At 68.7% G+C, this 11,873-nt stretch carries 11 protein-coding genes and 1 pseudogene; all 12 read right to left on the bottom strand.

The window, feature by feature from the left end; all coding sequences use genetic code 11:
- A pseudogene (locus APY03_RS45205) lies at nt 1-540 on the bottom strand (GTPase HflX); the annotation flags it as partial.
- Between the two features lie 51 nt (nt 541-591).
- The gene (hfq, locus tag APY03_RS38530; protein WP_068686134.1) at nt 592-837 is read right to left on the bottom strand and encodes an RNA chaperone Hfq; all 246 of its coding nucleotides are present in this window, start codon (nt 835-837) and stop codon (nt 592-594) included.
- Between the two features lie 183 nt (nt 838-1,020).
- Complete coding sequence (gene der, locus APY03_RS38525) at nt 1,021-2,361, bottom strand: ribosome biogenesis GTPase Der (protein WP_068685933.1); 1,341 nt, start codon at nt 2,359-2,361, stop codon at nt 1,021-1,023.
- 25 nt (nt 2,362-2,386) lie between these two features.
- Nucleotides 2,387-3,532, bottom strand: a complete 1,146-nt coding sequence (gene bamB / locus APY03_RS38520) for an outer membrane protein assembly factor BamB (RefSeq protein ID WP_068685931.1) — start codon at nt 3,530-3,532, stop codon at nt 2,387-2,389.
- Entirely contained in the window at nt 3,529-4,218 is a 690-nt protein-coding gene (locus APY03_RS38515; protein ID WP_068685929.1) for a YfgM family protein, read from the bottom strand. The genes bamB and APY03_RS38515 overlap by 4 nt, the downstream gene beginning before the upstream one ends.
- A 6-nt stretch (nt 4,219-4,224) precedes the next feature.
- A complete protein-coding gene (gene hisS, locus APY03_RS38510) occupies nt 4,225-5,535 on the bottom strand; it encodes a histidine--tRNA ligase (protein WP_068685927.1) in 1,311 nt (436 codons plus the stop codon).
- Nucleotides 5,536-5,547: 12 nt separating this feature from the next.
- Complete coding sequence (gene ispG / locus APY03_RS38505; protein ID WP_068685925.1) at nt 5,548-6,843, bottom strand: flavodoxin-dependent (E)-4-hydroxy-3-methylbut-2-enyl-diphosphate synthase; 1,296 nt, start codon at nt 6,841-6,843, stop codon at nt 5,548-5,550.
- A 58-nt stretch (nt 6,844-6,901) separates the two neighbouring features.
- A complete protein-coding gene (locus APY03_RS38500; protein ID WP_232324569.1) occupies nt 6,902-7,774 on the bottom strand; it encodes a helix-turn-helix domain-containing protein in 873 nt (290 codons plus the stop codon).
- A gap of 40 nt (nt 7,775-7,814) precedes the next feature.
- Nucleotides 7,815-8,645 carry a type IV pilus biogenesis/stability protein PilW gene (gene pilW, locus APY03_RS38495; protein WP_068685921.1) on the bottom strand — a complete coding sequence of 277 codons (831 nt, stop codon included), beginning with the start codon at nt 8,643-8,645 and terminating at the stop codon, nt 7,815-7,817.
- A 4-nt stretch (nt 8,646-8,649) separates the two neighbouring features.
- Complete coding sequence (gene rlmN, locus APY03_RS38490; protein WP_068685919.1) at nt 8,650-9,798, bottom strand: 23S rRNA (adenine(2503)-C(2))-methyltransferase RlmN; 1,149 nt, start codon at nt 9,796-9,798, stop codon at nt 8,650-8,652.
- Nucleotides 9,799-9,819: 21 nt separating this feature from the next.
- A complete protein-coding gene (ndk, locus tag APY03_RS38485; RefSeq protein WP_068685917.1) occupies nt 9,820-10,239 on the bottom strand; it encodes a nucleoside-diphosphate kinase in 420 nt (139 codons plus the stop codon).
- 149 nt (nt 10,240-10,388) lie between these two features.
- On the bottom strand, nt 10,389-11,873 hold a 1,485-nt coding region (locus APY03_RS38480; protein ID WP_443082871.1), incomplete at its 5' end, for a pseudouridine synthase.

Here is an 11,873-nt window from a genome sequence, read left to right as displayed (position 1 = left end):
GAGCCGCTCGCGGGTGCGGCGGATGGCGTCGCCGATCATGCGGCGGTCGAGTTCGATCTGGGTCTCGCCCGGACCGCCCCGCGCACCGATGCCGCCGCGCTGGCGCTCCAGGTGAGACCAGCGCCGCACCAGGTGCGTGCTGAGGTACTGCAGCCGCGCCAGTTCGACCTGCAGCTTGCCTTCGTGAGAGCGCGCGCGCTGCGCGAAGATCTCGAGGATCAGGAAGGTGCGGTCGTACACAGCCACACCGAGCTGGCGCTCGAGGTTGCGCTGCTGCGCGGGGCTCAGTGCCTGGTCGAAGATCACCTCGCTGGCGCCGTGCAGATCGGCCAGCTCGCGGATCTCCTCGGCCTTGCCGCTGCCGACGAACAGGGCCGCATCGGGCGCTCGGCGCTTGGCGACCAGGCGCGCGACTGGGGCAAGGCCCGCGGTCTGCGCGAGGAGACCGAGTTCCTCGAGCTCGCCGTCGAAATGGGGCAACCCGAAATCGACGCCGACGAGGACGACGGCACCGTCTTTCCGGGAATTCAGTTCAGACAAGCGGAATCAATTGGAAAAAGCGCGGCGGGCGAGCCGCCGCGCTCCGTGCACTCAGGCAGGAGCGCCGTCGTTCTCGGTTGCCGAGAAGTTGACGGCCCGACCCGGCACGATGGTAGAGATGGCATGCTTGTAGACCATCTGAGTCACCGTATTGCGAAGCAACACGACGTACTGATCGAAAGACTCGATCTGCCCTTGCAGCTTGATGCCGTTGACCAAATAGATCGAAACCGGCACGTGCTCTCGACGCAAGGTATTCAGAAAGGGGTCTTGTAGGAGTTGCCCTTTATTGCTCACGATATTCTCCGTGTTCAAGAGTAGTTGTTGGAGCGGTCACCTTAACACAGCACTTCCGCACTGCAGCACGAAACCCGAATGGCCCGCAAAAAATAACGGCACTGTAAAGCCGGAACTTCGGGCGCCCGCACCGCTCGCGCGGCCCGCCCCGAAATGCAGCAGCGCCGCGCCAACAGCGGGCGTTCAGCCTTCCTTGTCGGCATAGGGATTGTGCGAGGTCTTGAACTCGATGCGCAGCGGCGTGCCGACAAGATCGAACTCCTTGCGGAAGCGTCCCTCGAGAAAGCGCCGGTAGGCTTCGGTGACGTGCTCCAGCGAGTTGCCATGGATGACGATCACCGGCGGGTTCATGCCTCCCTGGTGCGCATAGCGCATCTTGGGCCGGAACATGCCTGACTTCTTGGGCGCCTGGAACTGCACGGCCTCGAGCAGCAGGCGCGTGAGCACCGGTGTCGACATCTTGCGGGTCGCGGACTTGTGTGCCTGCGCGATGGCCTGCCACAGCGGGCCCAGCCCCTGGCGCCTGGTGGCCGAGATGAAGTGCAGGGAGGCGAACTTCAGGAAGGCCAGCCGGGTCTCGATCTGGCGCTGGATCTGCTCGCGCTGATAGCTGTCGACCGCGTCCCACTTGTTGATCGCGATCACCACCGCGCGGCCGCTCTCCAGGATGTAGCCGGCGATGTGGGCGTCCTGGTCGGTGACGCCCTCGGTGGCATCGATCAGGAGCAGCACCACATTGGCGGACTCGATGGCCTGCAGGGTCTTGACCACCGAGAACTTCTCGATCGCCTCGAACACCTTGCCCTTGCGCCTGAGGCCCGCGGTGTCGATGAGTTCGAAGCGCTGTCCGTTGCGCTCGAAGGGCACGGAGATCGCGTCGCGCGTGGTGCCGGGCAGGTCGAAGGCGACCAGCCGCTCCTCGCCGAGCCAGGTGTTGATCAGGGTGGACTTGCCGACGTTGGGCCGGCCCGCGACGGCGAGCTTGATCGGCTTGTTGACTTCTTCCTCGTCCTCGTCGTCCGGCTCGGGCAGCGCCAGCGGATCGAGTGCGAGCTCGACCAGACCGCGGATGCCCTGCCCGTGTGCGGCAGAGACGCCGTGCACCTCGCCGAAGCCCAGCTCGTAGAACTCGGCGAGCCGCGCGTTGTCTTTCATGCCCTCGGCCTTGTTGGCCGCAAGCACGCAGGGCTTGCCGAGGCGGCGCAGCTCGTTGGCAATGTCGTGGTCCTGCGCCGAGAGCCCTTCGCGCGCATCCAGCACGAAGATCACCACGTCGGACTCCGCCACCGCCTGTCGCGTCTGCTTGGCCATCTCCTTGAAGATGCCGCTGCCTGCGTCGGGCTCGAAGCCGCCGGTGTCGATGACGATGAATTCGTACCGGCCCTGGCGGCCGTTCCCGTAGTGGCGGTCGCGCGTGAGACCGGCGAAGTCGGCGACGATGGCGTCGCGCGTCTGGGTCAGGCGGTTGAACAGCGTCGATTTGCCGACGTTGGGGCGCCCGACCAGTGCAATGACGGGTTTCATGGTCGAGCGTTCGCCGTTCTACGTTCTACTCGGGCCGATAGCCGAAGATCCCGCCGTTGCGGGTCGCAACCACCACCGTGTTGCCCGAAAGCACGGGCGCCGCGGCAATGGGCGAGCCGTCGGGCGTGAGGCGATTGAGCAGCGCGCCGTCCTCGCGCGAGATCACATGCACGAGGCCGGCGGCGTCGCCGATGATCAGCGAGCGCCCGACCGCAAGTGGCGCGGTCAGCGTGCGGTACTTGAAGCGCTCGACCTGCCAGGCGCGCTCGCCGTCTTCGCGGCGCCACGCCACCACATTGCCGTTGTCCTCGGTGCCGTAGATGAAGCGGTCGTCGCCGGAAATGCCGTCGGCCCCGCTGGCCGGCTTGCTCCAGGCCAAGGTGCCACGCGAGGTGTCGACGCAGCCGACGCTGGCGTAGTACGCGCGCGCGCAGACGGAGTCGCCGACGCGGCTCACACTGCCGGTCAGGTCGACCAGACGCTCGACGTCGTTGGTGCCGCGCGGCGCGGCGATGGGCGCTTCCCAGCGCGACGTGCCGTTGGCCGGGTTGATGCCGACCAAGCGCCCGCCGACGCCGACCACCAGCGTGTCGTTGACCGCGATCAGCACGCCCGAGCGCTTCAGCACCAGGTTCTCGGCAGTGCGCTGCTGCGACCACAGCCGGCGACCGCTCTGTCCGTCCCAGGCGCTGGTGGTGCGATCGGCGCTCTGCACGAAGACGCGGCGTCCGGCCACCAGCGGCGCGGTGTACGACTGGGCCGAAAGCCGCTGCCGCCACTGCACCTTTCCGCCCTGCAGGGCGACCAGTTCGTTGCCGGTGGTGACGACCGCCACGAGCGAACCATCGCTCCCCACGCCGGCAGCCAGCGGGCTGCCCACGTTGGCGCGCCAGGACTCCTGGCCCGAGCGGGCATCGATCATGACCACGGTGCCGTCGCTGGAAGCCACCGTCACCATGTCGCCGCTCACGTCGGTGGTGAGGGGGAACTCGACCTTCGGAATGCGGATGTTCCAGGCCTGCCGCACGCCGAGCAACGCCGGGTTGGGCGGCAGCTCGGCCGGCTTGGGCTTGGGCGTGCCCGAGCAGGCCGCGAGCGCGGCGACGAAGAGCGCAACGGCCCCGGCGCGCAGGAGGGAGGCGGGAAGCATCGAACGCTGGCTGAAATTCATGGTGTGTTCTTGGCGGGAGATGCGGTGCCGGCCGGAGCCAGGCTGTTGGGGTCGACACCGACCGCGTTGAGCTTGATCTCGACCAGTCGGCGGTATTCGTTGCCCGAGTCGAAGGCGGCCCAGGCCTTGCGGTATTCGGCCTTGGCTTCCTCGCGCTTGCCCTGGGTCATGTAGATGTCGCCCCTGCGGTCGGCCGCGAGGGCCTCGAATTCCTTGGGCATGCCGGCAGAAAGCTGCTTGAGCGCCTCGTCGTAGGACTTGGCCTCGAGCAGCTCGCCGGCCAGGCGCAACCGGGCCACGGCCTGGTAGCCGGCGTCGGTGCCGTGCTCCGCCACCCAGGCCAGCGCCGCGCGGGAGGCGTCGGCATTGCCCTTTTCATACAGCACGCGGGCGGCCAGCAGGCCGCCCTGCTGGGCATAGGCCGTCCCGGCGAACTTGCTCTTCATGTCGGCGAGCGCGCGCTCGACGCGGGCCGTGTCGCCAGCCTGCGCGCCGCGCTCGAGCTCGTCGTAGAGCGCCGAGGCGCGCGCCGTCTGCTCGCGCTGCCAGTACTGCCAGCCGGTCCAGGCCAGGAAGGCGCCTGCCGCCAACACCACGACCCAGGTAATCAGCGTGCCGTATGTGTTCCAGAAATGCTTGAGCTGATCGAGCTGTTCCTGTTCTTCGAGATCGAGATGGGTGGCCATGTGCGGTCAGTTCTTGGGAGCCGGGGATTGTAGGGTGGCGGCCCAGGCAGCCGGATCGGCCAGCGGGCGTGGGGTCTGGGCGCCGGTGCCGTCGCGCAACGCCTTCACCGTGAGCTCGCCGCGCGCCAGTTCGTCGGCACCGAAGATCAGCGCGTAGGCCGCACCGCTGCTGTCGGCCTTCTTGAACTGCGACTTGAAGCTGCCCAGGCCATCGGCGGTAGCGGCGTGCATCTGCACCCGCACCCCGGCTTCGCGCAGCTGCTGCAGCGTACGCAGCGCGACCGGCATTGCAGTCGCATCCGGCACCACCGCATAGGCGTCCGGCGCGGGCGCGGGGATCGCGGCACCCTGCTCCTTCAGCAGCTCAAGTACGCGCTCCACGCCGATCGCCCAGCCCACGGCGGGCGCGGGCTTGCCGCCCAGTTGCTCGAACAGGCCGTCGTAGCGCCCGCCGGCACACACCGTGCCCTGGGAACCGAGCCGGTCGGTCACGAACTCGAAGACGCTCAGGTTGTAGTAGTCGAGGCCGCGCACCAGTCGCGGGTTGACGGTGTACGCGATCCCGTTGGCGTCGAGGATGGCCTTCAGGCCGTCGAAGTGCGCCAGCGACTCTGCCCCCAGGAAGTCGATCAGCTTGGGCGCCGCTTCCACCAGTGACTTCATCGCGGGATTCTTGGTGTCGAGGATCCGCAACGGATTGCTGTGCAGGCGGCGCCGGGCGTCCTCGTCGAGCTGGCCGGCATGCGCCTCGAAGTGCGCGATCAGATGCGCACGGTGCTGCGCGCGCTCGGCCGGCTGGCCGAGGCTGTTGATCTCCAGCCGCACGTCGGCCAGGCCGATGGCCTTCCACAGCGCGTTGGCCAGCAGGACCAGTTCGGCATCGACGTCCGGCCCGGCGAAGCCCAGTGCCTCGACATCGATCTGGTGGAACTGGCGGAAGCGCCCGCGCTGGGGCTTCTCGCGCCGGAACATCGGGCCGATGGCCCACAGGCGCTTGCCACCGTCGTAGAGCATGTTGTGCTCGATCGCGGCGCGCACGATGCCGGCGGTGTTCTCCGGGCGCAGCGTCAGGTGGTCGTTGTCGCCGTACTTGTCCGAGCGGTCGTGAAAGGAATACATCTCCTTCTCGACGATGTCCGTCACCTCGCCGATCCCGCGCACGAACAGGGCCGTGTGCTCGAGGATCGGCGTGCGGATGTTGCGGTAGGCAAAGCGCGACATCAGCTCGCGCACGACGCCCTCGAGCCATTCCCAGCGCGCCGATTCCGGCGGCAAGGTGTCGTTCATGCCCTTGACGGCATTCAATTTGTCAGCCATGGATGTGGACGCTCAGGCGGGTTGCGCGGCAGCCGCGCCGCCGAAGCGTTTCTCGACGTAGTTTTCGACCAGTTGATGAAACTCTGCGGCGATGTTCTCGCCACGCAGCGTGAGCGCCTTCTCGCCATCGATGAAGACCGGCGCGGCCGGCGCCTCGCCGGTGCCGGGCAGGCTGATGCCGATGTCGGCATGCTTGCTCTCGCCGGGACCGTTGACGATGCAGCCCATCACGGCCACCTTCATCGTCTCGACCCCCGGATACTTGGTGCGCCAGACCGGCATCTGCATGCGCAGGTAGTCGTCGATCTCCTTGGCCAGCACCTGGAAGGTGGTGCTGGTGGTGCGCCCGCAGCCGGGGCAGGCGGTGACGCTGGGCACGAACACCCGCAGGCCCAGGGCCTGCAGGATCTCGTTGGCGATCACCACCTCCTGCGTGCGCGACTCGCCGGGCTGGGGCGTCAGCGAGACGCGGATCGTGTCGCCGATGCCTTCCTGCAGCAGGATCGACAAGGCGGTCGCCGAGGCCACCGTGCCCTTGGTGCCCATGCCGGCCTCGGTCAGGCCCAGGTGCAGCGCGTAGTCGCAGCGCCTGGCCAGCTCCCGATAGACCGAGATCAGGTCCTGCACGCCGCTCACCTTGCAGCTGAGGATGATCTGGCGGCCGTCCATGCCCATCGATTCGGCCAGTTGGGCCGAACCGATGGCCGAGCTGACCAGCGCCTCGTACATCACCTGCCTGGCGTCCCAGGGCTCGGGGCGGCGGCTGTTGACGTCCATCAGGCCGGCCAGCAACTCCTGGTCGAGGCTGCCCCAGTTGACGCCGATGCGCACCGGCTTGCTCCACCGCATGGCGGCCTCGATCATCTGGCCGAACTGGCGGTCGCGCTTGTCGCCCTTGCCCACGTTGCCAGGGTTGATGCGGTACTTGCTGAGTGCCTCCGCGCAGGCCGGGAAGTCGGTCAGCAGGCGGTGGCCGTTGTAGTGGAAATCGCCGATCAGCGGGACATCGACGCCCATGCGGTCGAGCTGCTCGCGAATGTAGGGCACCTGCGCCGCGGCCTCGGGCGTGTTGACGGTGATGCGCACCATTTCCGAGCCGGCCTGCGCCAAGTCCTTGACCTGGATCGCGGTGCCGATTGCGTCCACGGTATCGGTGTTGGTCATCGACTGCACCCGCACCGGCGCGTCGCCCCCCACGGTGACGGTGCGCGGACCCCACACCACGCTGGCCTGACGCGAGCGGCGCGCGCCCGGTGCGGCCGACTCGATGGGCAAACAGCCTCCCGGGGTCACCGTGTCATCGTTCATTGCGTAACCTCCGCGCTGCGCGCTACGGTGCTGTTCGACTTGGGAGCGGCCCGGCGTCTCACGGCTTCACCTCGAACCGGGCCACACCGCCGCCGCGCGTCAGCGGCTTCAGGTCGAAGGCCTTGCCGCGCACCTGCACGTCCACGACCGAGGCGCGGCCAATGACCACGGACATGGGCAAGGTGCCGTTCAGCCCGACGGTTTCGCCGGCCTGCACCGTGCGCCGCAACAGGGATTTGCCGCCGGCGTCGTTCACCGTGATCCAGGAGTCCTCGCGCGCGACGAAGACGATCAGTTCCGGCGCATCGACCGGCGACGGCGCCGGGGCCTGGACCTCCGGAGCTGCCGCGGTGGCCGGTACCCCGCTGGCGGCGAGGGCAGCAGCCGGCGCCGCGGACTGGACAGACTCGACAACAGTACCGCCAGCCTGTGGCCCTGCGGGCGCTTGTGCCGAAGGCGCCGACGGCTCGCTGCTGTCGGCCCGGCCGGTGATCTGCGAGATCGCCTCGCCGACCCGATCGAAAACCGATTGCGGCAGCCAGAAGAGCACCGCCGCGCCGACCAGCAGCAGCCCGACCACCATCAGCAGCGGGCGCGACGGCAGGCCGCTCGAGCTGCTGCCGGCGCGCACCTGCGACGGCAGGGCCTTGCTCATGGTGCGATCGGCTTCTGCCAGGCCCGCGGGCTGCGCGCCGGGCAGCTTGGCCAGCACCGGCGCGGAGTCGATGCGCAGGGCGCGACAGACACTGGCAGCGAGCGCACGCGCAAACACCGGATCGGGCAAGGCCTCGATGTCGTCGGACTCCAGCGCGGCCAGCTTCTGCGGCGTCACCTTGAGCGCGGCGGCCACCATGTCGAGGTGCAGGCCGTGCGCCTCGCGTGCCTGGCGCAGCATGTCACCAGCCGACATGTGGGTGCTGTCGCCTGTCATCAGGGGTACCGCAGCAGAGGCCCCGAATTCGCTCGCCTTCTCAATCATTGAAGTTTCCGCGCTCATAGGCCACTGCCTCGCGCGACTGGGGAAAGCGCCGCTGGAGCTGTCCGGCAAGCTGGGTGACCGCGTCGCGGTTGTTGAGCCGGCGCTCGATCTTGATGCCCAGCCACAGCGTCTCGGCGCTGGCCGCGGGACCGTTGTTGATGCGGCGGATGTAGAACTGCGCGCGCGACCAGTCCTCGCGCTGCGCCAGCAACGAAGCCAGGTTGTAGCCGATCACCGGGTTGGCGGCATCGAGCTCGTAGGCTTGCGTCAGGCTGCGCTCGGCCTCGGGGCGCTGCCCCGCGCGCAGGTGGCACACGCCCTGCGTCATCAGCGTCTTGGCGCGATCGCCGTAGGTGGAGATGGCCAGGGCCGCCGCGAACTGCTGCTGTGCGTCGGCGAAGCGGTTCTGCTGGCACAGCAGCCAGCCGTAGTTGTGCAGCGTGTTGGGATCCCGCGGGTTCAGCGCGATCGCGCGGCGGAAGCTGTCCTCGGCCAGGCCAGCGTCGTCCAGGCGCATGTAGACCAGGCCGCGCAGGTTGTAGGCGTCGGCAAAGTTGGGATCGGCGGCGAGCGCCTGCTTGATCTCGTCCAGCGCCACCGTGGGCTGCCCGTGCTCGAAGTAGCCGATGGCCAGCTCGAGGCGCAGCCGGGCGCGCTTGCGGGCGTTGCCCTCGTCCGAGTCGGTGACGATGCCGCCCGCGTTGCCGGCCGTGCTGGGCACGCCGGCATCCTTGGTGGCGCAGCCGGCGAGCAGGAACGCCGCCGCAAGGCCGATGAGCGCTTGCATCATCCGCTGCCGCGCGGTCGAAGGGGCCTTGATCATTGCTTCATTGCTCCTGGGCGGTGGGGGTGGCTGGCTTCTTGCGCGCCGGGTGCAGCACCACGGTGCGCCGCTGCGCCATGCGCTCGGCGGCCCTGGTCCGGTCCTTCACGTCGCCGGCCAACTGGCCGCAGGCCGCGTCGATGTCGTCGCCGCGGGTCTTGCGCACCGTGGTCACGATCCCGGCTTCGCCCAGGAGCCTGGCGAAGGCGAGCACGCGCGGCTGCGGCGAGCGCAGCAGGCCCGAGGCCGGGAAGGGGTTGAATGGGATGAGGTTGAACTTGCAGGAGATGCCCTGCGAGCGCACCAGTTCGACCAGCTGCCGCGCGTGCTCGGGCTGGTCGTTCACGCCGTCGAGCATGCAGTACTCGAAGGTGATGAAGTCGCGCGGCGCATGCGCCAGGTAGCGCTGACACGCCTCCAGCAGCTCGGCCAGCGGGTACTTGCGATTGAGCGGAACCAGGTCGTCGCGCAGCGCATCGTTGGGCGCATGCAGCGACACCGCCAGCGCCACCGGGCAGTCGGCGCCGAGCCGATCGATCATGGGCACCACGCCTGAGGTCGACACCGTCACCCGACGGCGCGACAGGCCATAGCCGTTGTCGTCGAGCATGGTGCGCAAGGCAGGCACCAGGGCCGCGTAGTTCTGCAGCGGCTCGCCCATGCCCATCATCACCACGTTGGAAATGACGCGCTCGTCACGTCCCAGGTGTTTGCGCAGGAAGTGCTCGGCAAACCAGAGCTGGGCAATGATCTCGCCGGTGCTCAGGTTGCGGCTGAAGCCCTGGTGGCCGGTGGAGCAGAAGCGGCAGCCCACCGCGCAACCGGCCTGGGACGACACGCACAGCGTGCCGCGATCGTCCTCGGGGATGAACACGGCCTCGACCGCGTTGCCGTCGCCGACATCGAACAGCCATTTGATGGTGCCGTCAGCCGATTCCTGCTGGGTGATGACCGGCAGCGCCTCTACCTTCGCGCTGCCCGCGAGTTTCTCGCGCAGCGACTTGGCGAGGTCGGTCATCTGCGCGAAGTCGCTCGCGCCGCGCTGGTGGATCCAGCGGAACAACTGGGTGGCGCGGAAGCGCTTCTCGCCGAGCCTTTCGCAGAACGCGGCCAGCCCCTCGAGATCGAAGTCGAGCAGGTTGGCCGTGGTCATTGCGCGGGGGAAGGCTCCGCCTCAGCGGGCCTTGAGCTCGGGGAAGAAGAAGGCGATCTCGACCTTCGCGGTTTCCGCGGCGTCCGAGCCGTGGACGGCGTTGGCATCGATGCTGTCCGCGAAGTCGGCGCGGATGGTGCCGGGTGCGGCCTTCTTCGGATCGGTGGCGCCCATCAGGTCGCGGTTCTTGGAGATGGCGTCCTCGCCCTCGAGTGCCTGGACGAACACGGGACCGGAGATCATGAAGCTGACCAGATCCTTGAAGAAGGGGCGCTCCTTGTGCACGGCGTAGAACTGCTCGGCGTCGGCCTGCGACAGCTGCACCAGTTTGGCGGCCACGATCCTGAGGCCGGCGGCCTCGAAGCGGGAGACGATCTTGCCGATGACGTTCTTCGCCACGGCGTCGGGCTTGATGATGGAGAGGGTGCGTTCGATGGCCATTGAAGTGCTTTCCTGAGTGCTTGGATTTCGATGAGTTCCGTCAAGCCGCAGCGACAGGCTGCGCTCCCTTGACAAAGCCTTTGATTTTAACCGGCACGGCCCTCACCGCCCGTGACGGGCGAGTGAATGAACCCGGCCGGGCGCGCGATTCAGCGGCCGCGGCGGCGCCCGCCGCCCTGGCCGCCCTGCCCACCGAAATTGCCGCCCGAGGGCCCTCCCCCGCCGCCGCGGCGCGGACCGGCGCGCTGCTCCTTGCGCTGGCGCGAGAAGCTGTCGGCGCCGATGTAGCCCAGCGAGGTCTTCATCGGATCGGGCTGGCTGTTGCCACCGCCGCCGCCCGGCGCGCGATCGTCACGCTTGCCGCCCTGACGATTGCGGCGCGCCTGCCCCTGTCCTTGCCCTTGCGGCGCGCCGCCGTTGCCGCCGCGGCCGCGGGCGTTGGGCCCGCTGGTCAGCGGATTCGGGATCGGTGGCTCGCGGCCCTCGGGCTGTGCACCGCCGCCGTTGCGGTTGCCGCGGCGCTTGCGATTGCGGTTGTTGCGGCCACCGCCTTCCTGGCCGCCGCCCCTTGGACCGGCGGCGCCCCGTGCGGGGCGCTCTGCGCCCGCGGCCTGGAACAGCGCGCGAATGTCGCGCTCGTCCAACTCCATCCAGGCGCCGCGCTTCAGGCCGCGCGGCAACACCATGGCGCCGTAGCGGATGCGGATCAGGCGGCTGACCGCGTGGCCCACCGATTCGAAAAGGCGGCGCACCTCGCGGTTGCGGCCCTCGGAGATGGTGACGCGGTACCAGCAGTTCGAGCCTTCGCCACCGCCGTCCTCGATGGTGCCGAAATGCGCCATCCCGTCGTCGAGGCGCACGCCTTCGAGCAGGCGCTGCTTCTCGTCGTTGCTCAGCGCGCCCAGCACCCGCACCGCGTACTCGCGCTCCAGGCCGAAGCGCGGATGCATCAGCTGGTTGGCCAGCTCGCCGGAGCTGGTGAAGAGCAGCAGGCCTTCGGTGTTGAGATCGAGGCGCCCGACCGACTGCCACTTGCCTTGCGGCAGGCGCGGCAGCTTGCGGAACACGGTGGGGCGGTTCTGCGGATCGTCGTGCGTGACGACCTCGCCGACAGGCTTGTGGTAGGCGATCACGCGCGCCGGCGGCGGCGCAATGCGGTAGCGAATCGGCTTGCCGTTGAGCTTGACCTGATCGCCGAACTGGATGCGCTGGCCGATGTGGGCCGGCTCGTTGTTGACCGAGATGCGCCCCTGCAGGATGAGCTGTTCCATCTCGAGCCGCGAGCCCAGGCCTGCCTGCGCCAGCACCTTGTGCAGCTTCGGCGAGTCGGCTTCGGGCAGCAGCACACGCTTGAGCGGAGGCACCTCGGGGCTGTCCTCGTCGGCGTCGAACTGGCCCGAGACGACGTCGACGAAGCGGATCGGCTCGGGCGGCGGCGCATTACGCTGCTCGCGCTCGGCGGCGCGGCGGGCGCGGTCCAGGTCGTCTTCCTCCTCGTCCGGCTCCTCTTCCTCTTCCTCCTCTTCGCCGCCCTCATCCCGGGCCTGGGTCGCCATAGGCGCCCGGGGTTCGGCCGCAGGAGGTTCCTCGACCGCCGGTGCGTCCGGTGCGTCCGGTGCGTCCGGTGCGTCCGG

Origin of the sequence: Variovorax sp. WDL1, from assembly GCF_001541225.1 — a bacterium.
Classification (GTDB): Bacteria; Pseudomonadota; Gammaproteobacteria; order Burkholderiales; family Burkholderiaceae_C; genus Variovorax.
Note: the sequence above shows the minus strand (reverse complement) of the source record. Positions and strands in the feature narration are given on the sequence as shown.

What these genes read in the sequence shown, in the direction of transcription:
- der (WP_068685933.1), bottom strand. Translation starts at nt 2,361, where the DNA reads ATGAAACCCGTCATTGCACTGGTCGGGCGCCCCAACGTCGGCAAATCG.
- bamB (WP_068685931.1), bottom strand. Translation starts at nt 3,532, where the DNA reads ATGAATTTCAGCCAGCGTTCGATGCTTCCCGCCTCCCTCCTGCGCGCC.
- APY03_RS38515 (WP_068685929.1), bottom strand. Translation starts at nt 4,218, where the DNA reads ATGGCCACCCATCTCGATCTCGAAGAACAGGAACAGCTCGATCAGCTC.
- hisS (WP_068685927.1), bottom strand. Translation starts at nt 5,535, where the DNA reads ATGGCTGACAAATTGAATGCCGTCAAGGGCATGAACGACACCTTGCCG.
- ispG (WP_068685925.1), bottom strand. Translation starts at nt 6,843, where the DNA reads ATGAACGATGACACGGTGACCCCGGGAGGCTGTTTGCCCATCGAGTCG.
- APY03_RS38500 (WP_232324569.1), bottom strand. Translation starts at nt 7,774, where the DNA reads ATGACAGGCGACAGCACCCACATGTCGGCTGGTGACATGCTGCGCCAG.
- pilW (WP_068685921.1), bottom strand. Translation starts at nt 8,645, where the DNA reads ATGATCAAGGCCCCTTCGACCGCGCGGCAGCGGATGATGCAAGCGCTC.
- rlmN (WP_068685919.1), bottom strand. Translation starts at nt 9,798, where the DNA reads ATGACCACGGCCAACCTGCTCGACTTCGATCTCGAGGGGCTGGCCGCG.
- ndk (WP_068685917.1), bottom strand. Translation starts at nt 10,239, where the DNA reads ATGGCCATCGAACGCACCCTCTCCATCATCAAGCCCGACGCCGTGGCG.